General features: G+C 40.5%; 30 protein-coding genes, 3 pseudogenes and 1 riboswitch. Of the genes and pseudogenes, 4 read left to right on the forward strand and 29 right to left on the reverse strand.

The genetic code is table 11. The annotated features are described in order from the left end of the window. Positions 1-76: 76 nt before the first annotated feature. The 20 genes and pseudogenes from JCM19038_RS15515 to JCM19038_RS15600 form a co-directional block, all read right to left on the reverse strand. A pseudogene (locus JCM19038_RS15515) lies at positions 77-1,183 on the reverse strand (ATP-binding protein). Further along, entirely contained in the window at positions 1,176-1,871 is a 696-nt protein-coding gene (locus JCM19038_RS15520) for a response regulator transcription factor (protein WP_238554459.1), read from the reverse strand. The pseudogene JCM19038_RS15515 and the gene JCM19038_RS15520 overlap by 8 nt, the downstream one beginning before the upstream one ends. 160 nt (positions 1,872-2,031) lie before the next feature. Continuing rightward, a complete protein-coding gene (locus JCM19038_RS15525; protein ID WP_042419774.1) occupies positions 2,032-2,865 on the reverse strand; it encodes a hypothetical protein in 834 nt (277 codons plus the stop codon). 16 nt (positions 2,866-2,881) lie between these two features. Next, on the reverse strand, positions 2,882-3,181 hold the full coding sequence (locus JCM19038_RS15530; RefSeq protein WP_042419778.1) for a hypothetical protein: 300 nt from the start codon (positions 3,179-3,181) through the stop codon (positions 2,882-2,884). 21 nt (positions 3,182-3,202) lie between these two features. Further along, the gene (locus JCM19038_RS15535; protein ID WP_152549477.1) at positions 3,203-3,583 is read right to left on the reverse strand and encodes a hypothetical protein; all 381 of its coding nucleotides are present in this window, start codon (positions 3,581-3,583) and stop codon (positions 3,203-3,205) included. 35 nt (positions 3,584-3,618) lie between these two features. Beyond that, on the reverse strand, positions 3,619-4,269 hold the full coding sequence (locus JCM19038_RS15540) for a saccharopine dehydrogenase NADP-binding domain-containing protein (protein ID WP_255343391.1): 651 nt from the start codon (positions 4,267-4,269) through the stop codon (positions 3,619-3,621). A 67-nt stretch (positions 4,270-4,336) separates the two neighbouring features. After that, the gene (locus JCM19038_RS15545) at positions 4,337-4,780 is read right to left on the reverse strand and encodes a GyrI-like domain-containing protein (protein ID WP_052361797.1); all 444 of its coding nucleotides are present in this window, start codon (positions 4,778-4,780) and stop codon (positions 4,337-4,339) included. 116 nt (positions 4,781-4,896) lie between these two features. Next, on the reverse strand, positions 4,897-5,295 hold the full coding sequence (locus tag JCM19038_RS15550) for a hypothetical protein (protein ID WP_042419787.1): 399 nt from the start codon (positions 5,293-5,295) through the stop codon (positions 4,897-4,899). An 18-nt stretch (positions 5,296-5,313) separates the two neighbouring features. Beyond that, the gene (locus tag JCM19038_RS15555; RefSeq protein WP_042419789.1) at positions 5,314-5,508 is read right to left on the reverse strand and encodes a hypothetical protein; all 195 of its coding nucleotides are present in this window, start codon (positions 5,506-5,508) and stop codon (positions 5,314-5,316) included. Positions 5,509-5,646: 138 nt separating this feature from the next. After that, complete coding sequence (locus tag JCM19038_RS15560; protein ID WP_042419791.1) at positions 5,647-5,895, reverse strand: DUF3923 family protein; 249 nt, start codon at positions 5,893-5,895, stop codon at positions 5,647-5,649. Between the two features lie 80 nt (positions 5,896-5,975). Next, the gene (locus JCM19038_RS15565) at positions 5,976-6,374 is read right to left on the reverse strand and encodes a VOC family protein (RefSeq protein ID WP_042419793.1); all 399 of its coding nucleotides are present in this window, start codon (positions 6,372-6,374) and stop codon (positions 5,976-5,978) included. A gap of 12 nt (positions 6,375-6,386) precedes the next feature. Then, positions 6,387-6,533 carry a hypothetical protein gene (locus JCM19038_RS22955; protein ID WP_193745153.1) on the reverse strand — a complete coding sequence of 49 codons (147 nt, stop codon included), beginning with the start codon at positions 6,531-6,533 and terminating at the stop codon, positions 6,387-6,389. A gap of 92 nt (positions 6,534-6,625) precedes the next feature. After that, positions 6,626-7,438, reverse strand: a complete 813-nt coding sequence (locus JCM19038_RS15570) for an alpha/beta fold hydrolase (protein WP_238554460.1) — start codon at positions 7,436-7,438, stop codon at positions 6,626-6,628. Between the two features lie 94 nt (positions 7,439-7,532). Then, complete coding sequence (locus JCM19038_RS22960) at positions 7,533-7,709, reverse strand: DUF6440 family protein (protein ID WP_193745154.1); 177 nt, start codon at positions 7,707-7,709, stop codon at positions 7,533-7,535. A 216-nt stretch (positions 7,710-7,925) separates the two neighbouring features. Further along, on the reverse strand, positions 7,926-8,279 hold the full coding sequence (locus JCM19038_RS15575; protein ID WP_042419798.1) for a small multi-drug export protein: 354 nt from the start codon (positions 8,277-8,279) through the stop codon (positions 7,926-7,928). A gap of 123 nt (positions 8,280-8,402) precedes the next feature. Beyond that, the gene (locus JCM19038_RS15580; RefSeq protein WP_042419800.1) at positions 8,403-9,128 is read right to left on the reverse strand and encodes an ABC transporter permease; all 726 of its coding nucleotides are present in this window, start codon (positions 9,126-9,128) and stop codon (positions 8,403-8,405) included. 17 nt (positions 9,129-9,145) lie between these two features. Beyond that, complete coding sequence (locus JCM19038_RS15585) at positions 9,146-10,165, reverse strand: LytTR family transcriptional regulator DNA-binding domain-containing protein (protein WP_042419803.1); 1,020 nt, start codon at positions 10,163-10,165, stop codon at positions 9,146-9,148. Between the two features lie 453 nt (positions 10,166-10,618). Then, positions 10,619-10,834, reverse strand: a complete 216-nt coding sequence (tatA, locus tag JCM19038_RS15590; protein WP_042419805.1) for a twin-arginine translocase TatA/TatE family subunit — start codon at positions 10,832-10,834, stop codon at positions 10,619-10,621. Between the two features lie 25 nt (positions 10,835-10,859). Then, positions 10,860-12,587 (reverse strand): GMC family oxidoreductase, encoded by a 1,728-nt coding sequence (locus JCM19038_RS15595; protein WP_042419808.1) that lies wholly within the window; start codon positions 12,585-12,587, stop codon positions 10,860-10,862. An 18-nt stretch (positions 12,588-12,605) separates the two neighbouring features. Further along, a complete protein-coding gene (locus tag JCM19038_RS15600; RefSeq protein WP_042419811.1) occupies positions 12,606-13,367 on the reverse strand; it encodes a gluconate 2-dehydrogenase subunit 3 family protein in 762 nt (253 codons plus the stop codon). Positions 13,368-14,204: 837 nt separating this feature from the next. Between JCM19038_RS15600 and JCM19038_RS15605 the strand changes: the two genes are divergently transcribed. Together JCM19038_RS15605 and JCM19038_RS15610 are read left to right on the forward strand one after the other, a co-directional pair. Then, entirely contained in the window at positions 14,205-15,164 is a 960-nt protein-coding gene (locus JCM19038_RS15605) for an arsenic resistance protein (protein WP_042419814.1), read from the forward strand. Between the two features lie 90 nt (positions 15,165-15,254). Continuing rightward, complete coding sequence (locus JCM19038_RS15610) at positions 15,255-16,115, forward strand: hypothetical protein (RefSeq protein WP_042419817.1); 861 nt, start codon at positions 15,255-15,257, stop codon at positions 16,113-16,115. Positions 16,116-16,179: 64 nt separating this feature from the next. Here JCM19038_RS15610 and JCM19038_RS15615 read toward each other — a convergent pair. From JCM19038_RS15615 to JCM19038_RS15620, 3 genes and pseudogenes are all read right to left on the reverse strand, one after another. Then, positions 16,180-17,099, reverse strand: a pseudogene (locus tag JCM19038_RS15615) (ABC transporter substrate-binding protein). Positions 17,100-17,177: 78 nt separating this feature from the next. Then, a riboswitch (TPP riboswitch) is annotated at positions 17,178-17,280 on the reverse strand. Positions 17,281-17,398: 118 nt separating this feature from the next. Continuing rightward, the gene (locus JCM19038_RS22965) at positions 17,399-17,572 is read right to left on the reverse strand and encodes a hypothetical protein (protein ID WP_193745155.1); all 174 of its coding nucleotides are present in this window, start codon (positions 17,570-17,572) and stop codon (positions 17,399-17,401) included. 62 nt (positions 17,573-17,634) lie between these two features. Further along, positions 17,635-18,516, reverse strand: a complete 882-nt coding sequence (locus JCM19038_RS15620) for a LysR family transcriptional regulator (RefSeq protein WP_042419820.1) — start codon at positions 18,514-18,516, stop codon at positions 17,635-17,637. Between the two features lie 126 nt (positions 18,517-18,642). Here JCM19038_RS15620 and JCM19038_RS15625 point away from each other — a divergent pair, with 126 nt between their 5' ends. Together JCM19038_RS15625 and JCM19038_RS23900 are read left to right on the forward strand one after the other, a co-directional pair. Further along, entirely contained in the window at positions 18,643-19,824 is a 1,182-nt protein-coding gene (locus tag JCM19038_RS15625; RefSeq protein ID WP_042419823.1) for a Xaa-Pro peptidase family protein, read from the forward strand. Between the two features lie 258 nt (positions 19,825-20,082). Next, positions 20,083-21,410 (forward strand): annotated as a pseudogene (locus tag JCM19038_RS23900) (ABC transporter substrate-binding protein). A 133-nt stretch (positions 21,411-21,543) separates the two neighbouring features. Here the strand turns inward: JCM19038_RS23900 and JCM19038_RS15635 are convergent. From JCM19038_RS15635 to JCM19038_RS15660, 6 genes are all read right to left on the reverse strand, one after another. After that, positions 21,544-22,662 carry a DUF418 domain-containing protein gene (locus tag JCM19038_RS15635; protein ID WP_042419827.1) on the reverse strand — a complete coding sequence of 373 codons (1,119 nt, stop codon included), beginning with the start codon at positions 22,660-22,662 and terminating at the stop codon, positions 21,544-21,546. Positions 22,663-22,742: 80 nt separating this feature from the next. Further along, positions 22,743-24,080 (reverse strand): gamma-glutamyltransferase, encoded by a 1,338-nt coding sequence (locus JCM19038_RS15640; protein WP_238554461.1) that lies wholly within the window; start codon positions 24,078-24,080, stop codon positions 22,743-22,745. Further along, positions 24,046-24,420 (reverse strand): gamma-glutamyltransferase, encoded by a 375-nt coding sequence (locus tag JCM19038_RS22420; protein ID WP_042419832.1) that lies wholly within the window; start codon positions 24,418-24,420, stop codon positions 24,046-24,048. The genes JCM19038_RS15640 and JCM19038_RS22420 overlap by 35 nt, the downstream gene beginning before the upstream one ends. Positions 24,421-24,689: 269 nt before the next feature. Then, a complete protein-coding gene (locus tag JCM19038_RS15650) occupies positions 24,690-24,965 on the reverse strand; it encodes a GNAT family N-acetyltransferase (protein WP_042419834.1) in 276 nt (91 codons plus the stop codon). A gap of 25 nt (positions 24,966-24,990) precedes the next feature. Next, a complete protein-coding gene (locus tag JCM19038_RS15655) occupies positions 24,991-25,566 on the reverse strand; it encodes an NADPH-dependent FMN reductase (RefSeq protein ID WP_042419837.1) in 576 nt (191 codons plus the stop codon). Between the two features lie 99 nt (positions 25,567-25,665). Then, a complete protein-coding gene (locus JCM19038_RS15660) occupies positions 25,666-26,265 on the reverse strand; it encodes an alpha/beta hydrolase (protein ID WP_042419838.1) in 600 nt (199 codons plus the stop codon). Positions 26,266-26,302 lie beyond the last annotated feature (37 nt).

Below are 26,302 nucleotides of genomic sequence, written 5' to 3' on the forward strand. Positions count from 1 at the left end.
ACTCCCTCAATTACGATCTACTATGATCATAAAAAAGTGTTCTTAACTAAAACGTGGGTAGAACCTTAAAGATTTCTTAAATGTCTTGATTACGAACTGGTAATTGGACACGAAAGGTCGTTTTTATCGCATCACTTTCTACGTCAATCGTTCCTTCATGTTGCTCTGCAATGTTCTGAGCAATAAAAAGACCTAAGCCACTACGTTGGCTCACCTCATGATTTCTTGCTTTATCACCGGTATAAAACATATCAAAAACGTGAGGTAAATCTTCAGGGATGATTTGATTGCCATAATTGATCACGCGTATCTCAATGGCTTCTTCGTCGACCGCTATTCCTTCAACATCGATGTACAACCTTCTGTGCCGTACTTCCCTGCATTTGATAACAAGTTCTCAAATAATCTTGCTAGTAAACTACCATCACCTGTAATCATTAGTGATGTAGGGAGATGAGTCCTTACTTCAACCTGTTCCGCTTGAAAATAGGTACATCTCTTCCGTTAACTGTTGAAGTAATTCAGTAAGATCGATCGTTTCTTTACGTAACGGTGCTTTTCCGTAATTCAACTTTGTCATTTCAAACAACTCATCGATTAACCGCTCTAATCGTTGAGACTTTGTATGGACAATTTTGAGGAAATGTTGCTTTTGTTGTTCTGTGAGTGATTCATCTTGCATGACGATTTCTAAATACCCCATTAAAGACGTCAATGGTGTTCGCAAATCATGCGCTAAGTTCCCGACCAAGTAATCTTTACTCGACTCTTGAAACTCTCCCTTTTCAATCGCCATTTTTAATTGCTTCTTCGCCGTATTAATATCGGTAGCTACTGATTCGAACTCATCGTTCGATTGAATGTTCACTTCTTTCGTAAAGTCTCCAATCGCTAGATCATGAATACCACTCGAGATTTTTGAGAAATAAACCGAGTATTTCTTCGTTAAGATAAAGAAAAACAAAATAGCCATCGGGATAAATAAAAGCAAGAAGAAATACAAATCCCCCACCATATTCATAAACAACCGAACCCGAAAAAGCACACCACCATAATCCGCATGATCATAATAATAGTTTTGTAAAAAGCGATAAATCACATATGTACTTAGCCCAGATAACAAAAGACTTAGACCGAATGTATACACCATCTTTAAGCGAAATCCACTTTTATATCTAGCCATTGAATGTGTACCCCACGCCCCATACCGTCTTAATTAGTTTATGACGACGTTCAGGTTCCTTAATTTTCTTTCGTAACGTTCGAATATGTACCATCACCGTGTTCGTCCCATACGCCTCGTCAATTCCCCAAACCCGATTTAAAATGTGCTCGGCACTAAATACTTTTTTCGGATGCGTTGCCAATAAGACGAGAATCGCGAACTCTTTCGGGGTAAGAACAATGTCTTCACCCGCGACAATAACACGATGTTCATCAACAAGGATTTCTAAATCACCGAAGTTAAGAGAATGATCTTCAGTAGCCGATTGCTGATGAAACGTTTTATATCTTCTTAAATGAGCGTTTACTCGAGCGATCAGTTCTATCTGCTTAAACGGCTTTGTCATGTAATCATCCGCCCCAATAACGAGACCTTGGACTTTATCAAAATCACTTGTTTTCGCACTCAAGAAAATAATCGGCACGATCATTTTCTTTTCACGAATCGTTTTTGCAACTTGAAACCCATCCACTTCTGGCATCATCACATCTAAAATAATAAGATCAACGATATGATTCGATACGAGATGCAATGCCTCTTTCCCATCACCTGCTATGAGAACTGAATAACCTTCTTGATGCAACTGATACGAAACGAGTTCAGAAATCTCTCGGTCATCATCAACAATTAAAATCGTTCCTTCCACACAAGTCACCTCAACCCTACCATTCATTAACCTACTAACTGTAAGATAAAAATATCCACTTCACAACCGCTCTCTTATCTTTCCTCTTTTTCCCAACTTTATTTGATTGCATGAAAAAGAGACACAGCAAGAACTACCCACGCTGTGCCTTACTCCCTTATTATTCTTGTAGGTTATAAAACGAATGGATCGCCACCAAAGAAGCAAATGCGAGTAGTCGTCGATCTTCTGGTAAACCGTGGGCAATGTCGATGATGTGTCCCCCGTTTGGGAATAACGCTAACGATTCTTGCGGTACACCACCGACGCGGATTTTCATCCAATCTTCGCCTTCTACATCTCGTAAAGTAATCGTATCACCGTGGAACCCACCGTTTAAAAGTGCTAAATATGTACCATCTGGACCCTTCAAATGAATCTTCAAGAAGATCAACTCATGCCACTTGTATGTAAATTTGGCAATCACATTTCCTTGTGAATCGTTTAAGTAAAAAGGACGTAAACCGAACTTCTTTTCAATCGTGTACTTGTCGTCTTCGGAGAGATGGAATTCAAACGTCATGTTCATCCAAATTCTTAAATTGATGATTCTAAGAATAGCAATTAAAACCATATTCGCTGCATTCACTTCTTCCGCATAAGCCATTCGCTTACCCTTAACCGTAAAGAAATGAATACCATATCGCCAGTGTGTCTCGCGCATCGCCATGACTCTTGAGCTTTCAAGTAGCGGTTTCATAGACCCTTCAAGCTCTTCTGGTGAAACACTCATGACCCCTTCGACCGTTAAATGCTTGAGCCAAAATGCGCCGGCGTATGTTAACACCGCCATCACGAATATCGTGATAAACCACGAAATCAACGAAACGAAGAGAGTAGCATGTTCGTAGAATTGATACAATAAAAAACCGAAAACAACGGTTAGCACAGATAAAATGTGTCCGATAATAAATGCACGGCGTATTCGCCTTTTCTGTAAATCTTCAAAATTCATCCAATGCCTCCCTTAACTAAAAGCTATGATCTTGTTCTTTTGTATAGTGCAACAAGAACGGCTGGAACAACACGTGGTTAACAAAGACAAATGCAACGATAAATATCCCATTAAAATAACCAGGTAGGCTCGTAAAAAAACCAATATAAATCATTATGAAAAACGCAACAACATACGGCAACACGATGAACATCTTAGACTTCTTACTTAATGTGTTCACACCTAAACACTCTGTACACTGATTTCGATCAACCCGTCCAATGCATTGTTTCCACGTGAAAGAGGCTTGGCAATACGTACAGATCGGTAAAGTCATACTCTCACACCTTTCTTTCTATTATGAATGGTTCATATATGTAACGTTGGCTCGCTCGTCGAGTAAAAATAAGATTTCATCTAGCTCCATCATTTGTTCCAAATAATACACCCCCGCTTGTTTCTTACCACTCTGTAGGTAATCTACAACAACAGCAGCCACTTCTCCTGTTATCTTCGTGTTATTATTTCCTGTAAGACTCGCTTCATATTGAACGCCTTTTCCTTGTTTCTCACCGCTCACCTCTACTTTAACGGTATACAAATCCGTACCAATGCGTAACTTCTCAAACAGTTTCAGTGATAACGAAAGAAACATGCGGTACGCTCGTTTTATTACTGCCACACGTAACAAATAGGATAGTCCAAGCTTCTTGGCTACGACAACCCCAATCGTCGCCAACTTTGAGTCATAGAAAAAACGTGAAGATGTCTTCGTTACGTCGGCTGTATGTTGCAAGATGTATTGGTCGGCAAGGTTAAATCGATATGCCGTTCGTTTGCCAATACTATGATGAAATGTTGATCTCTTACCATACTAAGTGGCTTTACTTGTTTTTCCAAACCATTCTCCATCAAAGTATAATTTTTTTGTATGTGATATAATAACCAATTCACACCATCGTGACCATGAACTTCACCAATGCCTAACATTAAATACGTATCAATCTGTTCTACTTGATGCATTTCATTAGACAATTGGCTAGCTAACAGATTCGATAGACCTGGGGATAGCCCTACTCCTATGACTGCGCTAGACTGGGATTTTTTTGCTAGCTCATCGAATACCATTACTTGTGATAGCGATTCGTACGATGGAGAGATATCAATGTAATGAATATGATGCTGAAAACAAAACTTGATAAAATTCGGGTGTTTCTGCTCGATGCACATGACACAGATATCAACCTCTTTTAACCAGTCTGGGTATTGATCATTACTCATTACATCGATCAACTGAGGGACTACCTTGTTGTCTACCTCCTCTGAGAAGGCTTTTGCTTTTTTAAAACTTCTGCCGGCTGCAATCACTTTATTCGAATGTTGCATCATCAGTCGCTTACAAATGACTCTTCCTACTTGGCATATCCCCCTATGACTGCAATTGTTCCTGTTTTCATTCCATCCGTACCTCTTCTTGTTTTTTTATATTTTTCTATTCGATTGGCAACAACAGTTCACATACGTGTCGCTCAACGTACTCCCATTTATAACGCTCCACTATTGGTGCAGTTCGGAGTGTGAACTGCTCTGATTGAGCAATCTTAGGTAGGCGACCCCAAAATTGTTTAAGTGGTTCTTCTGTATGCTCAATTAAAAAAACCGCAAAACGTCCTCCATTAAAGATTCCGAGTTGGGCTGACTTTATGATCTGTTCTTGTCCACTAATCATTATCCCTACATCGTATCGGCACTTTTCTTTCGCTGTACTACTCGGGTTGTCTTGTGGAATTCCGTACACAGCTGTCCGTAAATTCATTTTTTTCACCCACACTTTAAATGACTCCATCAGCTCCACTTGCTGCAAAGAACCGTACTCCCCAATATGTCGATCATAAGCAAATCTCGATGCTGGAATTTCTTCTACGGTATAGTTCAAGATTCCCATCCCCTCTCTAAGAAAAAGGTATAGGTAGTTAAAATGATTTGCAAGAATCTTTTTAAAATAAAGAAGTTCCTTTTCTTAAAACTCAGAAAAGGAACTTCTTTATTTTCCTATGCGGATAGTGCCATCGATTCAATACGCTTTGAACGGCCCTTTTGAACAGCAAACGTGACAATTGCGCTCGCTAAACAAATAAGCGTACAAACAATCGAGACCATCATCAGAAGAATTCCATCCGTTGCGATGACCATTGAAAGTACGACGAATAAGTAGACGAATACTAAAAATAATTGATAGACACCCGAAATGATCCGGATCGCAAGGTGATGAAAAAACGCCAAGATCACAGGAATAACAAAAACTACGCTAATAAAGCCAAGCGTTTGAATAAGATGCAAAGGATTGGTATACGATACACCATTTGGACCAAGTTGTTCTGATGCAATCACTAAAATCAATCCGATGGCAGCAAGCCAACTAACCGTTGCAACGCCTACTCTAGAAACCATAACACGCCTCCACGTAAGTCATGATATAACTTGTCGGTAACGCCCAAGTCCACTATTCATTTGGAATAATGGTTGAGCAAAATAAAACCCTACTACTGCGATGATAAAGCTAAGCATTTCAACGGATGTCCAATAGTTGAAGTAATTGAGGAATATAACAATACCAATGAGAACATACAGCATTTTCCTAAGATCTTTTCGATTCACCTTCATATGTTCAACCCACCATCAATTAAATTGGAGTTCTCGCATTCACTTAACTAGGTCATTTTACCATATTGCAATTTGAAATTTTAGACTTTAATGGAGTTGTAACATCCGAATACGATCTAACAGAAAAGAAGAAGATCTTTACGTTTGAACGTCTGCATCCTTCTTCTTTTTCTTCAACACAATCATAACAATCAGCCAACCGATTTGAATAAGCAACGGTAAAATAAAGATTGATGCGAAGACGAGAATATTGAGCAAGATAATTTCCGGCGTCTGCACAGCTCCTGCACCATCGACTTCTCTTTGTGCCAAAAAATAACTTCCAATGACAAAGGCAACGATCCAAAAACCAGTAATCAACCACCAAAAAAACCATGAAACCTTCATGAATTCACCTCAAATTCATTCTTATTTAATTGAAAGTTAAAACTATATAAGTGAATACTTTTCATCATACATTTAATGACTTACTCAGGCGCCACTACTTCAACTTTCATTCGGTCTGGATCTTCGAAATAGACCGCATAATGACTGTCTCCACCTGCATATGGATGATCATCTTCATATAACACCGTTACTCCTTGACCTTTTAACTGTTGTGTAAGCTGATCGACATGCTCTCGAGAGTCTGCATAAAAGGCAAGGTGATTAAGTCCCGTGCGTTTACGATGATACGCAACATCTAAATAACGATCTTCCGTTTGCACAAAAACGAGGTACGTGTCACCAAGCTTCCAACTCATACCTAACTCCCACTGTTGATGTACACAATACCCTAAGCTTTCTAACAACCATCCCCAAAAATCAGTAGACCTCTCGAAGTCGGACACATAAATCTCAATATGATGAATTAATCCCCGTTTCATTTCTACCCCCTGTTACGATCGTCCACCAACCCAATTAAACAGTGCAATCGTTACAAAGTATCCGACCAAACCAGTAGCTAAAAGGATCATCGGTATATTTAAGATCGTTCCTTCAACCCAATTGTAGTACATGGAGAGTCCAAACAATGACGTCCCCAAAAGACAAACACACTAAATAGCGCTTTTTGTAATACAGACCTTGGTGTGTTACTTTTCTGGAAAAACATTGAATCATCCTCGGATTTTATAATCTAATTATATTCTTTAACGTGCAATCCAATTGCTTCATTCACGTCGGTGGCATTATCTAAATTCGTGGCATGATGTGCATTCTTAATCGTAATGAGACTAGCGTTCGCTAGTTGACGAGCCAAATCGGCTTGTTGCCTTTTGATCATTTGATCATGATCTCCTTGTACAATAAGCGTTGGACACTTCACTTCGGCTAACCGATCGCCACTTTCCATTCTTGAGACAGCAGACCACAAGCGTACCCAATCGTTTAATTTCATCGCTGGCACAACATCAAGAATGTAGGCTTTATTGTCTTTGTTAAACGTGGATAACGTACGCGCTTGGATTTTCGCTAACAAACGCATCGGAATCAGTCTGCTAGAAAAGCGATTAATTGGAACGAATAGCTTTTCAAACCAATTGTATGTATTCGTATAAGGCGTTCCAATGAGAATTAAAGACTTTACACGCTCAGGATATTGAATAGCCACTTGCAAAGAAATATGTCCACCCATTGATAAACCACAGAGATGAGCTTGCTCAATCTCTAAATATTCTAGAAGATAAACAAGGTCTCTGACTAATTCATTGGAATGTACTTCACCTGCAGGCAAAGACGACTTCCCATGCCCTCGCACATCCCAGACAATGACCTTGTAGCCTTGTGAGAAGTGCTCAACTTGCGGTCTCCATTGTTGATGATCCCAAGACGCACCGTGCGTGAAAACAATCGGCTCACCTTCTCCATATACCTCATAGTAAAGCTGAACATCCTTCATGTTTGCATAAGGCATCGCATTCACTCGTTTCGTACAACGACTTGTGATCATTGTAACACGCGTTTAATTCATCTATGACGAAAAAGCGTAAATCCTAAGGAGGATTTACGCTAAGGCATTCCGTGTATTCAACTTTAGATTGTAGTTACGGTTTCTCGATAAACACTTCTCCATTTTCATCAAGCAAAGGAGTTAGCCCAACACCTTGCGGCTGCCACGTTTGCAAATAATGAACACCCGTGACGTTGTCGACAATGACCATCGTTAAACCGTACTGATAATGTTGCACATCCTTTTCTGTAAACCGCTTCTCTTTAGACATTGTGTATCCCTCCGTGAATGAGTGATTTTACGAAAGAGTGGAGCAAAAAATCCAAAAGGCTACATACGTTAACTTACGAAAACACCGTGATGCCTGAGATAAATAGTACGCCGATCACGACTGCCCAAAGTACAATACCAATGGTCATCCAAAGACTGACGTATGCTCTGTTTGCTCCTGCGGCAAGTGCAATTCCCGCTGCAAGATGAAACGCTATTAGAATGCCGCTAATGCCACACCCGGAACTCCGTATTTCTCAAAATAGTGTTTCGCACGAATCGCTCGTTTACTCGGTTCTTTCTCTTTTTTCTTCTTTTTACTTTTTATTTTTGAGCGAAGTTTATCGATCCCCCAAATGAAAGCCATGACCGATACCCAGTTCCCGATGATTGCCACAACCATAACTGGAATCGTCGGGAAGCCTAACATTAGACCAAATGGAATCGCCCCGTATGATTCAAAAAATGGAATGAGAGATAAAACAAAAATAAAGATCAGTTGTAAAAGTACGTTTCCTTCAAGAAATGGTAACAGTGAGAAGTACGTTTCTTGAATTTGTTCAAGTACCATTAAAAAAACTCCCTTCGTCGATGTCTGCCTTTAGTATCCACGATTTAATGAGAATGAGCAGTACATTGTGCATGAAAGGAGGGAGATTTGGGTTAAACGGAGGCATATGAGCAACCATTTCCTCTACATATTCTGTTGATCAGAGGCATTCCATTTCTTTTTGAGTAACAAATAGAACAGAACGGCCCATAATATCGGTATGATTATATATAGACTAGCTGTTGCCCATTCTCCACGTAAGATATAGTCAAAACCTTGCGTAACGTGAAAATTCGGGAACACTTTAATCAAATTAACATTCAAGTTCGAGTTTACGATTCCTTCTAGCATGAAATAAACGATAATAATCGGCCACCCGTACAAACTCACTTCAATTGTATTCTTGGAATACTCTGCAAGAAGCGTTCCTAAAAAGAGAAACATGAACAACATCGGCAAAGAAAACAATAACCCACCAACGACATGTAAGAACTCATAACGAAAAACAATCATCGCAACAAGTAATAGCCCCATCGCAATGAAGAGTGTGATTGCTGACTTCGCCAAAAAGAGCTCCGCTCGACTTACTTTGTATAATTGCAACACTTTTAGCGTCCGATGTTCTCGCTCCTCAACAAGAATGTTCCCTTGAATGTACATGACGACAAATGCTGAAACAAACCCTAAGACAGAAGGAATTGCGTTAAAGAATACGATCTCGTACTCGTCTACATTAAAGCCGAATTGATTCAATATATACACGGTGCCAACCATGAGAAGTGCACTAAACAGCACAATCATGACTTGACCATTCCAAATAATATCTTGAAATTCTCGCTGAATTAATATCCGAATTCGTCTAACATCCATGCGCTTCCCTCATCTTTTTACCAATTTAGTAACGCCTTTAACTCTCCGTACTTCGATTTCGATAAAGGTACGACTTGTTCATTTCGGTTGTCGAGCGTGAGACTATAACTGTTCTTACTCCACACGATGACTTCCCTGACTCGTTGTAAATTCACTAAGTACGACCGGTGGCAACGATAAAACCCATACGGTAAAAGCTTAGTCTCTAGATCTTTCATTGTAACGGTTGAATAGAACTCTTCATTATTAACGTGTAAAACAGTTTGACGTTCCCTGGTTTCAATGTAATCAATCTCTAAAGGATCAAAAAGAATAAACTTATCTTCAGTCTTCGCTGAAATCTTCTCAAATCGTTGTTGAAACAGTTCTTCATCGTTCGGGATCTCGTCTTTCACTTCTTCTTGCTCGATGATTTCCTCATCAAGTTCGACTTCTTGCATTCCCCGGTCATTTAATCTGTAGACTTTTGATCCTAAGCGAATGCCTTCTTCTAATGATGAGGTTAGTAAAATGACAACACCATGCATCTTCTTAATTTCTTCCAAGACATGGTTAAATACCTTTTTGGATTGCAAATCCAACTGGTATGTTGGCTCTTTAAATATATAGATACTCGTTTTTTGAATGAGGCTTCGAGCAAACTGTAGCCTTTTTTGTTCATAATACGTGAGTAGCTTTATTTTCTTCGTTCTTACGTGAGTGAGTTCTGTTAACGTTAAGATTTTTGATGTATCAAAGTCAACGTTATACAATTGCCCCCAAAAGCGCACCATTTTCTCTGGTGTTAGACGAGGATATTCTCCCATATCTGGAGAATAGATAAACAACTCCTTCTGTCCAGCAACCGCGTTCCCGTCATACATAATTTCATTCGCAAGGTAACTTTTATCCTGTTCGAAAAGGGACAAAAAAGCGTCCATATGTTCAATATCAGCTTGAATTGCTGCAACGTCATGATCCTGGACAGTCAAATCAATTGGAGGAAGCAACTCTTTATTGCCGATTATTTTGCCTGAGCCTTTGAGTGTAAGTGCCATCCACATCGGTCTCCTTTAAGCTTCTTAGTATGACAATCGCTCACGAAAACGTCTTATGTATTGCATAGAAAGAGGAATTTCCCGTCTAAACGGTGGTAGAATCCGTTCGAAAAGAGATCGGAGTCTTCCTTTAGTGTGGGGTATTTTAATCATTTCTATGATTTGTCTTTTTTATAGAGTTGCATTACTCCATCCTTTATGAATTCAATTAAATTCCTTATAGATTCACTAAAGAAATCATTAAGATTCTACATAACTACAACTAACTGTAGATTAACTACCAACACATGATACCACATCAAAGCTCGTATCTTTACTCGCAAGCAACCATTCTTTAAAAACAGCTAATAAAATAAAAAAAAGACTGCACGGAGCAAAGCGAACACTTACGTTTCTACTCTACCCGCACAATCTTCCTGTAACGTTCAATTATTAAACTAATTTAACCAACGCTTAAGCTTTAGAATCAGTTTGCTCATCTGCAGCAATCTTTTGTGTCTCTTTAGGATCAACGTCATCATCCATGAGCTTGCTTGTTGACTTTTTGAATTCAGAAATGGTTTTCCCAAATGCGCCGCCAATCTCTGGCAATTTTTTGGGTCCAAAGATAAGCAATGCTAATAACAAAATTAGAATAAGACTAGGAATTCCAATGTTAAGTGGACTCATTTCATTATTCCTCCTTTAAAATCAATTAATCTTCGTCGTCAACGAGGATTCCTGGATTGTCAAAGTACTCAAGCATTCCTTCAGCCGCTCGATACGCTAATGCGCCAACTGTTGGTGTTGGGTTGTTACCACTATTATGTGAAAACGTAGAAGCACCAACGACGAAGAGATTTTCACAATCCCATACTTGAGAGTAGTTGTTTACAACCGATGTTTCGCTTGAAGCACCCATGATCGTTCCGCCTGTATTATGTGTCGTTTGATATGGAACAATGTTGTAATCACCAGTCGCTTGATTTGTTTGTCTAACGATATCTGCACCCATTTGCTTCATAATCTCTTCAGAACGCTCAGCTTGGTGCGCAGCTAACTTGCGGTCTTGATCCGTAAAGTTATACGTCATACGAAGTAATGGGTCACCATTCTCATCCGTATACGTTGGATCAAGATCAAGATAGTTGTATCGATATGGCATACTTGCACCTTGGCAACCGATTGAAAGTGTGCGGTAGAAATAGTGTGTTGACGCTTTCTTGAACTCACTACCCCAAGACTTTGTATCTGGTGGTACTGGATTCGTTTCAATTGGACGAATTCCTGTCTGGTTTAATGAAAGTACACCGCCATGGATAAAGTCTAAATCACTATGGTCAAAATTGTCGGCATTGTAATCTTCAACACCACCACCTAGTGCTCCAGCGCCAGCGTACAAGTTGAATTGCTTGTCTTCAAACATTCCTTGAGCACCAGACATAATTTGATAACAATAATGTTTTCCAACAACGCCTTCCTCTGTTTCTGGATCATATGGTCTACCAATCCCTGATTGAAGCATAAGACGAGTGTTGTTTAGCACATATGTCGTAAGAATAACCATATCAGCTGGTTGGAAATACTGTTGTCCATCGTTACCATCAATATAATAAACGCCTACTGCTTTACCATCTTCATGCGCAACTTCACGGACGTTAGCGTGCGTCTTAATCTCAAAATTACCTGTGTCTACAGCTGTTGGAATAACCGTAATTAATGGGTCAGACTTTGCTTGGTAGTCACAACCGAAACGCTCACAGAATGAGCAAAACTGACATTGGTAAATCGTTTTACCGTCAGGATTCGTGTAATTCTCTGAAAGGTTTGCTGATGGACGTTGATGTGGATGTAAGCCAAGTTCAGATGCCGCATCTTTAAATAAGCGAATGGCTGGCGTCTCTTTCATTGGAGGCGTTGGATAGTCTTCAGACATCCAAGGCGTCATGTCATTTTGCTCACCAGAGATTCCCGCTGTTTTTTCCCATTGTGTATAATAAGGCTCGAGCTCATCATATGTAATGCCCCAGTCTTGTAAGGTAATGCCTTCTTCAATTTTTTCTTCGCCATATTTTTCGATCGTTTGTGAACGAATTTCAAAGTCATAAGGGAAGAAACGAGGAGCTTGACCGTTCCAGTGAATTCCAGCTCCACCAAGGTCCGTACCAAGTACGAATGAACCTGTTTGACGCATTGGAAGTGCAGTCATGTCATTGTCGTTACGGAAACTAACCGTTTCCTTCGAAAGATCTTGCATTAAATCATGATCCAATGCATATTTCATTTCGTCTTTTTGCATGATGAAATCTGCAGGAGTTCGATCCGCTCCACGCTCTAACCCGAGTACTTCGATGCCTGCTTTTGCAAGTTCCGCTGCAATAATTCCGCCTGCCCAACCGACACCGACGATAACGGCTTGTTTTTTTGGTAATTCAGTTGCCATATGTTATTCAATCCTTTTTTAGTTGTGATGTTCGTGTAAGCTAATTGGTTCCATGTCGTGGAATTCTTCGTCTTCAATAATATTCATGTATGCCATTTGGCCACCTGGATATTTTTTCATTCTCCAGCCGTCCATGTTTTTGTTTCCACCGTACACAGGATCTGAGTAGACGCCACGGAGCGTTGCTGTTCTTAATAAACTAAAGAACTGTGAGGAAGACATTCCGTTCATCTCAACGTCTCCTGCCTCGAACTTCTCTAAGATCGCATCTTGTTGTTCCTCTGTGAGATCGAAATAGTTTTCACCGTCATGATTCGCTTTTGCTTCTTTTTGAATCAAACGAACACCTTGTAGAAATGCATCGCGACGTAGTAACGCTGACTGCGTCCCTTGAGTATCTTCACCCTCTTCAAATGGACCGTCCATATACTCACGTGCGTTAAATCCCCATGAACCTGCAAGCTGGCGGTCAATAAAGTAAGGTACAGAAAGTGCAATTGCTCCTGGCCCTACTTCATCTTCAGGGAAGATCCGCTCTACTGCTGAACTTAATACACGAAAATCTTCCTGGCGCTTAAAGAACAAACGCGCTTCCATGTAATCATTACTGCCATTCCCATGATTATGGTCTCCATTGCTCGTTGACGTTGATGTTTCTGAAGACGTATTGAATAGCATTCCGCCAATCAGACCACCACCAATTAATCCACCGACTGCAAAGCTACCGTTCTTAATAAACTCTCTTCGGGTAAGACCTGAAGGTTTTTTCTCATCTGCCATAGACGTTTACTCCTTTTGTGTTTTCATAACAAAGCGACCGGTCACAATTGACCCGCCTCGTTAATCATGTTGTTAAGCCCTGCTTACAACATGCTCAGCCCTGTAACTCCCGACCGATAGACGATCAAAAATTCACAATCATACCAATTTATGTATATTGCACCTTGCATCCAGAATCCATTTGTCTAGTCTATTCTGATTCCATCAGCTTTTTACGGATGCAACTCCTTCGACTCTCGAAGCAATGATTAGAGTTTGACCTTGTATGTATATCTTAGGAAGAAACTAAACATATGTAACCTACGAACTTACATGGAAAGGTCCACCTCCGATTTCCATAATTTATAGTAACATACTATACCAAGATTTGCAGTCTCTTATTTATAATAGTTATAAATTCTTTTTTACAATAATGAGCAGACATCTAGCCTAACAAAAAATCCTCCATACACAGAAATGTATGGAGGAGCTAAAAATGGTTACCAACCGTTTATAATATTAACATGTATATTCATTATTTTGCAGGGGTTTTTATACATACAAAACACTGTTTATCTTCTAACTACAGCTACAGTTTTTTTATTTCTGCATATTTATGACTTTTTCTTCAGTTGTTTTTTCCCCATTCGTATAGTTCGTGAATCGAAATTCATAGGAAAAGAAAATTTCTGTGTCCTATGAACCCCTACATGATTCACCAAAACCAAATCATGGTTTTTTATTTAATTTTATGTAAAATTATATTTTTAACCATCATTTCAGCTATTCTCTTATAGTAATGACTCATTACACCTTGTGATCGTCATTGCAGAAGTCATTTTAAGGCGGGTCTTCGTTATGAATGTTATTGAAAAATACCAATCACTTCTCATCCTCGTTGCAATTGGTCTTGGTCTCCTGCTCGGTCAAATCGTGATGATCGAACGCTATGCAGAACTATTCATCTTGCCTCTTTTAATCGCTATGCTTTATGGACTGTTCCTATCCATTCCGATTAAAGGATTTCTGAGTGCTTTTCAACACCGCAAGTTTTTAGGTTCGAGTGTGTTGCTTAATTTCGTATGGACACCTATTCTTGCTTGGGCGTTAGGTGCTTTGTTTTTAGCAGATCACCCCGCTCTTTGGTTAGGATTTATTTTGTTACTCGTCACCCCATGTACGGACTGGTATCTTATTTTCACATCCATTGCAAAAGGTAACGTGCATTTGTCTACATCAGTGTTGCCCGTTAACCTCTTATTGCAAGTGATCTTGTTGCCACTTTATCTCATAATTTTTGCTGGCACGATGGAAATGGTGCACCTACCGACAATCTTTGAAAGTGTGTTCTACGTTCTCTTTCTTCCATTTATTCTCGCTACATTTACGCGTTTTATTTTTCGTAACAAAACCAATTTCTTACAATCAAAGGTCCTACCTTTCTTTAACACTGCTCAACTCGTCTTTCTCTGCTTGGCGATTGTGGCGATGTTCGCTTCACAAGGCACCTATTTAATGAACAACCTGGAAGTCCTATGGTTGCTGCTTCTTCCGCTGTTGTTGTTCTTTCTAATTAATTTTTTTATTTCCTTATTTGCTGGGAGGATTCTTCGTTTTCGCTACGAAGACACCGCAAGTTTAAACTTAACGATCATTGCAAGAAACTCTCCAGTGGCACTTGCAATTGTATTAGCCGCATTTCCAGAGCAGCCCCTTATTGCTCTAGCACTCATCATTGGTCCGCTCATTGAACTGCCCGTTCTCGCAATCATTTCTCAAGCATTATTAAAGCGAAGGAAAAAATATTTAGGTCTTTAAGATCGATAATTTCCAAAATCTAGATTGTTAATTGCCATTTCAGGGTACATATACAGAGTAAATAGATAAAGAGAAAAGGGAGCGGTCAGCTTGAAGAAAATGTATTCATTAATTGGAATGACGAGCGTTGCGATGATTCTCGCGGCATGTGCGACAGACGAAGGAACTAATAACGAGCAACAAGACGATTCAATTACTGAGAGCGATGAAGAAGTCGCAGACGCAGATGAGCCAGAAGACAGTTCAGATCGTAACCAAACAGCAGAAGAAATTATTGAAGCTGCAATTGCTGCAGAAGAAGAGCGTCAAAGTTTTTCCATGCACTCAGTTATGACGATGGGGATTGACGCTAGTGTTGATGAAGGCATTCCCGAAGAAGAAGACGGTGAAGCTGAAGAGCGGGAATTCGTTGAGTACTCCTACAGTCATGACGACGGAACCGTTAGCACTCGAAATGAAACGATTGTCGACGGAGAACCGACTGAATATACAGCTGGAGACAGTGAGTATACATTGTTCTACACAGAAGGTGATGACGTTGCTTACCGTGTTGAACAATTTGAGATTGAAGATGATCCTGCAGACGTAAATCCAATGGCAAATCAATTTGAGCAACTTCTTGAAGACTATGAAGTGGAACTAGTCGGTGAAGAAGAAGTCAACGGGTTCATGAGTTATCACATTACATTTAGCGATGACGTCGAAGTTCGCCATTATTGGATTGAACAGGAGACGTACGAAATTGTGAGGATGGATAATGAACATGAAGACAACCCGTTCCGCATCGGATTAGACGTATTGGAATTTGAAGAGAGCATTGACTATGATGAAGCTTTCTTCAAACTTGAAGATGTACTGCCAGAAGACGTTGAAATTGAAGACCGAGATCAAGATGAGCACCTAGAACAAGAACTTGAAGATTCACTAGATGATCTAGACGAAGATCAATAACATTACAAAGTGAATGAAAGCAGATCAGCACAACCTATTGGTTGTGCTGAATTTTTGCCAACGACTAATGGTTTGTAACTGAACGTACAGTATGAATCAGCTCATTTGTCCAATAGTTGGTAGGCTCAATCACTTGAGCAATCTTTCCTGAGTTCTTCAACCACGTTTGCAATTCATCATAATACACTTCTGTCATCGAAAAGTCGTACGTAAAGCACGGAAGGGTTGCGTTCATAATTGACTGGTTAAGTGGATGGCTTTCATCAACTTGTGTGAATGCATAATAAATGGCTTTCGCTTCATCAGGGTTCTCATAAAGATAATCAATTGACTTTCTAATTACTTTCATAAATGATGCGAGCACATGTTTTTGTTGTTCGAACACCTCTGGAGATGTAATAAAGATAAGCTGGCAAAAGTCAGGAACTCCAAAGTCCTTTAAAGCAAAATAGTCAACATCCAGTCCACGATGCTTCGCTTCTGCCACTTCAAAATTTCTAAAAACTAAGGTTGCAGCATCGGCCATATCTTCTACTAATGCATCCGTATGATAAAATCCGTTATTCACGGGCTTAAACTGTTCCAACTCACACGCTCCACCGTCGTGTTCAACCATCGTTTTAACAATCGCAAGCCCACCTAAACCTGGTGCGCCTGGGTATTGGATTCTCTTTCCAATCAGATCGACTGGGCGTTTAATCCCTTTTGCTTTGTTATACATCACACCACCATTGGTATGTAGAAATCGTGCAAAGCCTACCACCGGCTCGCCAGCTGCACGATCTTCGACGAGGTGTAACGGTTCTGTAATTGCAATATCCATCTTACCTGCTTTAATTTCATCAATTGCATCGAAATGATCTTCTGGTTCAATCATCGTCACATCAATGCCTTCGTTCGCAAACCACCCTTTTTCTATTCCGATCATTAACGGAATGTGATCTGGTTCATAAACCATTCAAGCCCTACTGAAATCTTTTGCATTTTTCATTACTCCCTTATTAAATAATAAAAAATCCACTTCTTGTCGTAAGAAAGAAGTGGATTTACGTAAACTGGTTATGTAAAAACGACTCACTTCCCTACGCTGGGATCAACCAGATCAGGTTCTAAGGGTCAAAGCTTTGCTTTTCTCAGCCTACAGTTGGCTCCCCTAGTGAAAAATATGAACTTTTCTAACTTTATTAAAACACAACCTTTTGCCGTGTACAAACTGATTGCATAAAAAAGAAAGGCACACTCAGTGCCTTTCTTACACTGCATACGATTTAAGACAATAGAATCTATTGATCGGTTCGTGAAGATGATTTTGATGCTTTTTTGTCCTTTTGATCTTTCTCTTCACGATACACTTCATCTACTGGAACAGGGTCTTCAAATTCGTTATCTTCAACATCGTTTTTCTTCGGACGATTTTTCTGGAATTGAATAGGGTCGTTTTGTTTGCGATTTTTCATTCAAATCACCTCTTAATACTTGTTTTCCACGAAACGACAGTTACGAAACATACTCAAGTCAATTAAACTTTGAATGTTTTTAGCAACTCAACAACTCCGTGGACGAGAGGTGTTTGCGTATGTTTATGCCATGTTAGTACAGTTTCTTTATAGTGAGTAACGTCAATTTCTTTATAGACAACGTTATGATGCTGGATATGTGATGTCGATTCGGGTACAAACGAGATGCCGAACTCCGCGGCAACAAGTGAAACCATCGTTTGTTGTTCTGTTGAATACTGTGCGATATTCATGACAGTGTTCGATTTGATATATAAAGAACGCACCGCTTCAAAATACCCTTCTCCTGCTTCTCTTGGACTAATGATTAACGGCTCATTAGATACGTCTTCCATTGCGATTGGTCCAGTCGACGAGGCTAGCGGATGACTTTTAGGTAAGCAGACGATAAACTTCTCTTCATAGAACGGATGCGTATTTAACTCTTCATCACCTACAGGCGGTACAAGTAACGCTAAGTCAATGTCTCCCGTTAATAACGCTTGAATTTGCTGCTTTGTCGTTAATTGTGACACGTGAATTTCGAGCTTCGGATATTGTTTTTTTATTAGCGTTAAGACCCGTGGCAAAATTTGAAAAACAACCGATCCTCCAAAACCAATCGCTATTTTCCCTCGTTCTCCTCGGTCAATTTCTTGTAAAATTGCAGTCTCCTTCTCAAGACGAGCAAGCATCTGAACGGAGAGCTCATACAAATACTCACCAGCTTCCGTTAAGGCAACAGAACGATTCGTTCGTTTCAATAATTGTACATTTAAGTTCTGTTCGAGCTCTTTGATTTGCGCACTTAATGGCGGTTGTGAAATGTTCAAACGTTGTGCAGCATTACCAAAGTGCAGCTCTTCAGCGACAGCGATAAAGTAACGTAAATGACGAAGTTCCATCTTTAATCCTTCTTTCCATACGTAATACGTATCAACATCATAGTAAAGAGTATCATTATTTTGTACAAGGTTTGTTAGGATAGATTAAACACTGAATTGCTAAAATTTTTAATCAGAGGAGATTATATGATTTTAAAAATACCAGATACAGAGATCTTGGCACGTCAACAATCCTTCAAAGAAAGATTCAGAAAAGAAGGAATAGATGGTGCCATTATACACGCATCGATTGATATATTTTATTTAACAGCATTTCATTTCAGGCCATCAGAACGACCGATTGCTCTTATTTTTGATCCTCAAGGAGAGAGTCACCTCTTCGTACCACTTATGGAGAAGGGACATGCCGAAGCTTATGCGCATGTTGACCATGTTCACGATTATCCTGAGTATCCAGGTATCCAGCATCCAATGAATATTTTAAAAGACTATTTAACCTCGATTGGCATGGCTAACATTCACGTTGGAATCGATGGAGACGGGTATTCCTCACCAAAAGGTTATCGTGGACCGAAGCTAAGTGATATTCTCGTTAATCAGTATACGTCGATTTACGGACTCATTGAATCGATGAGAATGGTAAAGTCTGAAAACGAACTGGCACTTATTAAAACGTCTGTACGTTGGGCCAACTATGCGCATGAGCTTCTCGTCAACTATTCAAAGGTTGGTCGTTCAGAAATTGAGATTGAAACGAAGGCAACATCTGAAGCAACCATCGCCATGGTTGAGACACTCGGTCCAGATTATATTCCTAACGGGTCACCTGCTCATGCCTTTTACCGAGGACAGATTGGACCACACTCTGCATTTCCACACTCACAAACGCAAAACTTACGACTTGAAACAGGATATAATGTCGTTTCTCAAGCAGCCGCTCACGTGTACGGCTATATTAGTGAACTAGAGCGAACGATGTTTATCGAAGAAGTAAGTAAAGAACAAGAGAAGTATTTTCATCACATAAAGACCGCCCAAGACATTGCATTTGAACATATTAAGCCTGGTGCAAAAGCTTCTGCTGTGGATGCTGCTGTGCAAACTTATTTCAAAGAAGAAGACGTACATCATTTAACACTTCACCATACGGGTCATGCACTTGGACTTGTTCATACGCACGAAGCTCCGTTCTTCGACTTAGGAGACGATACGACGCTTGAAGCAGGAATGGTTTTTTCCGTTGAACCGGGTCTATTCGTAGAAGGACTTGGTGGGTTTCGTCATTCCGATACGATTGTTGTTACCAAAGACGGAATGGAACAACTAACCTATTATCCACGAGATCTAGAATCATTAATCATTACATAAAGGGGACAAAACAACATGAAAAAGCAGATGATTTTTTTACCTATCTTTTCTGCAATTGCACTTGCAGCATGCTCATCTGATCCAGGGGACAGCACAAATGCGACCGATTCTTCAACTACTAGCGATTCGTCAGACGAGACGATTACGATGGCAATTACAGCAGATATTCCTGACTTAAACCCACAAGGGGCGAGTGAGCGAATGTCTGGTTCAATTAAGTTCCATGTATTTGAAACACTCGTTGCGCCTGATGAGAATATGGATTTACAACCTTTACTCGCTGAGAGTTATGAACAATTAGATGATTTGACGTGGGAATTCAAACTCAAAGAGGGCATTTCATTCCATGACGGTGAGCCGTTCAACGCTGAAGCGGTGAAGACGAATTTCGACCGGGTTCTTGATCCTGATATTGCTTCTCCGATGTTCGCCCAATTCAATGTAATTGACGAAGTTGAAGTCATCGATGATTATACGGTGCACTTTATAACTGGGGAACCGTTTCAATCACTACCGAACAACTTATCTCACTTTGGCGGAGCCATCATTAGCCCGAAAGCAATAGAAGACGCTGAAAACGGAGATCACAACTTAGATCTTGATCCTGTCGGTACTGGACCATTTGTCTTCGAATCTTGGACTCAAGGAGAAAGCATTAACTTTGAGAAGAATGAAGACTATTGGGGAGATGCTGTTGATTTTGATGCGTTAACCTATTTGATCGTTCCTGAACAGTCGACACGTATTGCAATGCTTGATACGGGTGAAGTAGACATTATTGACGACATTGAGCCCGTTAACACCGGACAAATTGACGCAATGGATGACGCTAGTCTAGTAGCCGTTGAAAGCATGCGTTCCAACTATATTGGTTTTAACTTAGACGTTGAGCCACTTGATGATGAACGAGTACGCCAAGCATTCGCCCATGCGATTGACCGTGATACACTTGTCACCGGCTTCTATGGTGAGTATGGCTCAAAAGCAACGGTCCAATTAGCGATTATATCTTCGGTTATAACCCTGATTCTGACTTTCCTGAATACGACATTGAACGTGCCAGAGAACTTCTTGCCGAAGCAGGGTTTGAAGATGGATTTACAACGTCGATCTGGTTAGAAGAAAGTGATTCGGTGGCAGTTCAAGTCGCCCAACATGTTCAAGATCAGGTAGCTGAAATCGGCATTAATCTTGAAATTCAACAATTAGAATGGACGACGCTGATTACCGAGACGACAGAAGGTAACCATGATCTCTTCTTACTCGGATGGTCGAACAACTTAGGGGATCCTAATGATGCCATTTACCGCCAGTTCCACTCTGATAACATCGGTGCAGCGGGTAACCGCATGTGGTACAGCAATGATGAAGTTGATGAACTGTTAATTGATGCACGTAAAGAAAGTGATGACGCTGTACGTGAAAGCATGTACCAAGAAGTACAAGCGATCCTCGCTGAAGAGGTTCCACGAATTGATTACGTTCACCCGTACTATATTCTAGGTGTAGGTGACCACATCGAAGGATTTGAACAATTCGTAAGCGAGCACCACTCCTTTAGAAACGCCTCCATCATCGAAAACTAACTGGGGACAGTCCCCCATCGCTTTAGAGAACCAAAGTAAATAGACCAAAAGGCACTTCTGCTAGTAATGCAGAAGTGCCTTTCTTCATGAACTCAGACTCATGATAGAGGACTACAATTAATTTTCCACTGCGTCACTTTTTCTTCTTAATCGAAACAAATGACCAGTACGTACCCATTCTCCACAACCACTCAAATGGACCGTAGCGAAACGGCTTGAGCCACAAGTAGCTAACTAGCATCTGGCTAATGAATAGAAGGATTCCAATACTAAGCGCAAACATGTAACTCGGTTCTGTCCAAATCCCTACATCTTCAAAGATCGTTCTTCCGCTTCCACGGAATAAGCAAACGAACACGAGCGATTGCAAAAGATAGTTCGTAAACGCCATCTTTCCAATTGAATTAAAAGGAAGAAGTGCTTTCGACATTGCCGTCTCACTCGTCCCCCACAAAACAATGAACAAGATCATACCAATCGTCACAACGAATGGGAAAAATCCATTTAACACTTGAATTGATTCATTATAATAAAGCATCGTCTTTCCAGCTAAACCGATCGCTAGACTGAGGAAAGTGAGTACCCACATTTGTTTTCTGCGATTTGAGATGACAGTGAATATGCCCTTATAAAAGGCAAACATCCCAAAAAGAAAGAAACCTAAATGCTCAACCATCGAAGAAAACTCTATAATGAGATATTCCGTTCCTTTAAACGGTTCTTCAGAACTAACAAGAACGCTTTTCAAACCTTCTTCAAGGGAAAGCTCACCAGAGAAGAAGTAGCTAATGACTTCAACTCCAACTGTATACCCTAACCAGAGGATTAACGCAGCAAACAACAAGCCTCTCACAGGCAACGTTGTAAATAACAGCAGAACAAACCCTGCCATTGCATACATCAATAAAATGTCCCCTGCCCAAATCGCATAACCGTGTACAGCACCGACAATCGCTAACAATAAAAACCTTCTTAACAAAATAGGATAAGGGTTCATATCCTTTTCTTTTAATCTGTTATAGATGAGCATTACACTCATCCCGAACATAAATGCAAATAATGGTCTTGCACTATCCGTCAAAATGATGGATAGAACATCATTTAATCCTTCATTAAGTGCCGATGGATGTTCCTTGTTGATCTCTGCAAGACCAGGTATATTGGCTAAAAAAATGGCGAGTAATGCAACTCCACGCATTTGGTCTAATATCGCTATTCTTTGATGTTGATTTATATCATTACTCTTTGTCATAGAAACCTCTTCAGTCATTAAGCTTGGAAAGAGTCAAGCAAACGAACGATCAATGTAATTAAAAACACATCTACCTATCTTTACTGTCTCGTCTCCTTACGCCAAGCACCTTCACGTCTATCGTCGGTTGCTCCTTCTAATTCACCAGTTTGTCGGTCGATGGCTAATGCTTGAATCGATCCAAAATATAGCGGTGTCGGAGGTTCACGAACGTCTTGATAGCCTTTTTGAAGAAGTGCTTCACGTTGGTTAGAGTCTACTTCTCCTTCCATAACTAGCTCATCTTCAGTCAAGTGAAAACGTTCCGTTTCTACTGCTTGTTCTAGATCAGCTTCTCCACTAACCCAATCAGTAATCACTTGTGTAAGCATAATAGGAATTCGCTCTCCTCCGGGGCTACCGATCCCCATCACCGGACCTTTTTCATCTGCTAAAATAAGCGGAGAAGACCACGTGATGGAACGCTTCCCTGGTTCCGGTTCATTATTCCCCTCACTACCTATGCTAAACCTCGACATCTGATTGTTAAGAAAGAAGCCTTGGGAATAGTCTCCTGAGCCAAAAAAGTCAGTCAATGTATTTGTCATTGAAACGACGGTTCCTTCATCATCTATAACGGTAATATGTGTCGTATTCGGGTCTGAGTCATGAGCAACCAGATCATCTCCAGACAACAAACGGTCAGAAGAGATCTTTTCTGCTAATGCTTTGTTTTGTTCTGAGTCTGTAAGGTGATCAATTGGAACATCAACGAAAGAAGGATCATCATACTCTGTTTCAATCGTGTAGTGTGCAATTCTCCAAGACATCGCAATGTCATGAATAAAGTCCGTGCTATTACGACTCTCACTGAGAGTCCCTCGTTCTTCAATCATTTGCAACATCTGTATGACGCTTGCGCCAGGAAGCGGTAATGGAGCCCCAATCACTTCATATCCAGCAAACTCTCCAGTGACCGGTTGATGACGGCCGACACGATAGTCTGAAAGTGAGTTCATGTTTAAACCTTCAATTTCAGAGACAAGGCCTTCCGCAATCTCTGCCTCGTAAAACGATACTCCTCCACTGTCTCGAATGAGACGTAACGTATCTGCTAGTTCTGATTGTTCGATGTCGTCTCCCGCAGAAAGGGGAGTGCCATTAGGATAAAAGTGCTCTAATCGTTCGACTGGCAATCGACCTTGGGCGGACTGAAGTTGCTCAGCGAACGTTTCTGAAACGGTCGCATGTTCAGCTAAGTCAATGGCTGGATTAAGCACTTCTTGCCAATCTGATCTTCCATAGTCATCATGCATCGTCATCATGCCAGCAACAAAACCTGGGACACCACTATTGGATGAGGGAATGCCGTTTTCTGGTACAATTTCACGATAATCATAGGCTTCAGCGTCTTCTCCTTGCTCTTGCACGAGCGTCACTCCGCCACCACCAATTCCAGAAGCAAAGCTCAACGACCGAAATCGCATACGCCGAGGCGATGGCAGCATCAACTGCATTTCCACCACTTTCAAGCACCTTCATTCCAGCTTCTACAGCGTCTGGGTGACCAGCACTCACACCATATGAAGTTAGACGTTCAGCCTCATCTACAGACCGCTCAATTACTTCTTCATCTTCTGCATTTGGTTTCTTAGAAAGTTCGATTTCGTTCTCCTCCTCTCCACCTGATGCACAACCGCCAAGCAAAAACACCGCCATTGACGCTTGAATAAAGAGAACGTGGTAGTTGACCTTGATCCTCTTCATTTTTCGTTGCAATCCATCCACCTCATCATCGCTACAAATTCTATCAACATCGAATTGCTTAGTCTTTGTCATTTAACTTGCTGTCATTTTACAAGTCGTGATCAACATGTCAATAGAATAACTTTTAAAGAATACGAATGATCTACTTTTAAAAGTTGAAAAATCAACGTCTCTAGTCTAATACGTCTACCTTTTACTTCTAGTGATAAAAAGGGGCTATAAGCGTTATCATCGTATAAAAAACTAAGCCATAGCGAAATGCTAATGGCTTAGTTCTCAGATTATTTCTCTACTTGGATATCTTGATACGATGGATTGCGCTCAAACTCCGCTTTCGCAAATGGACATAGAGGGAGAATGACCTTCTCCTCACTTCTCATTCTTTCAACAACCGAATGCACCAACTCTTCAGCGATCCCTTTTCCTCGATGTGCTTCCTTTACAATCGTATGGTCTATAATGATTTTCTTAGTACCAATTGGCTTAAACGTTATTTTACCCATTTCTTCTCCGTGCTGATCTTGATATACATGTTGTTTCTCTTCCTTACTAATCATGTTATCCTTCACCTCACATGTACGTTTACTTAAAATGCAACATCCATTCCTCAAAGGCACTGAGGAACTTTTCGACACGTTTAATTGTAGCTTCATCCGCAATTTCAGACTGATCTTCACTGAGTTTGTTATGAACAGAGCCGACCATAATTTTTGGACCTGGCATAATATAGGCGTCTAGTGTGAGTAACGTTTGACGTGTTTGCCCTTGTGATTGCACCGTTCCCGCTCCACCGGGGCTTGCACCTGCTAGCGCAAACGGTTTGTGTTTTAGGACTGTGCCTTTGGCAGGGCGTGATGCCCAGTCTAAAGCGTTTTTCAGAACAGCTGGACTGCCCGAATTGTACTCTGGCGAGACGACGATTACACCATCCGCTTCATCAATCGCTTCATCAATCGCTTCTTTCAACTGTTGTACACTCTCTGGATCCCCTTCTGCCTCAATATCTTGATTGAAAAAGGGAATCGTATCAATCTCGATCTCTTTCATTTGCCAATGGCTCGGTTTCTTTTCAATCATCACTTCCAATAACTTCCGATTGTACGATTGCTTTCGTAGACTCCCACAAATCATTGCAATCTTAAGATTTCTATCCGCCATAATTACCTCCTGATCGATTAAAGATTACGACTAGATTGTATAAATCATAGCACAGGTCGACCACAACTCGGATACGACACCCATTCACCGCAACAAAAACTACGCTTTCACCTCAGTGTTCCACCAGCTTGTCGCCTGTTTTATCTCTTCATCTGTTAATTCGTGCCCGTAATCGGTCAGTTTCACCATCACTTTTGCTCCATTGTCACTTAGTTGTTTCTTCACAGCCATAACGTCTCCAGGAGTTGTGATGACATCCCTTGCTCCAGATGTAATGAATACAGGAACATTGTCGAGTGACTTCGATTCAACATGGGAAAATAAATGACTCGGATGAAGTAAAATCGCAGAATAAAACAAGTCCCTATGTGAGAGCAATAAATTAATCGCTAGATTTGCTCCATTAGAATATCCAACGAGATGAATGGATCGACCCGTTCCTACTTGTTCTTTAATAAAGGAAGCGATTTTGTCTGTATTCTCTTGGATCTCTGCATAATTAAACCGTCCGTCTACCGGTCTGTTAAAGTACCGAAAGCCTTTATGATTGTTCGATACATCACCACGAATTCCTAACACAGAAAGGGAATCATCGATTTCACCAACAACATGTAGTAAGTCTGTTTCTCTTCCTCCGCTACCGTGTAAAACGATGAAGACATCTTGACTCGTTTGGCTATGATGATAGAACGATTTCATTGTGTTGCCCCTCTCTTTCTTGATATTGACTTACCAT

The organism is Geomicrobium sp. JCM 19038 (assembly GCF_000698125.1).
In the GTDB taxonomy this organism is placed as follows: domain Bacteria; phylum Bacillota; class Bacilli; order Bacillales; family Marinococcaceae; genus Geomicrobium_A.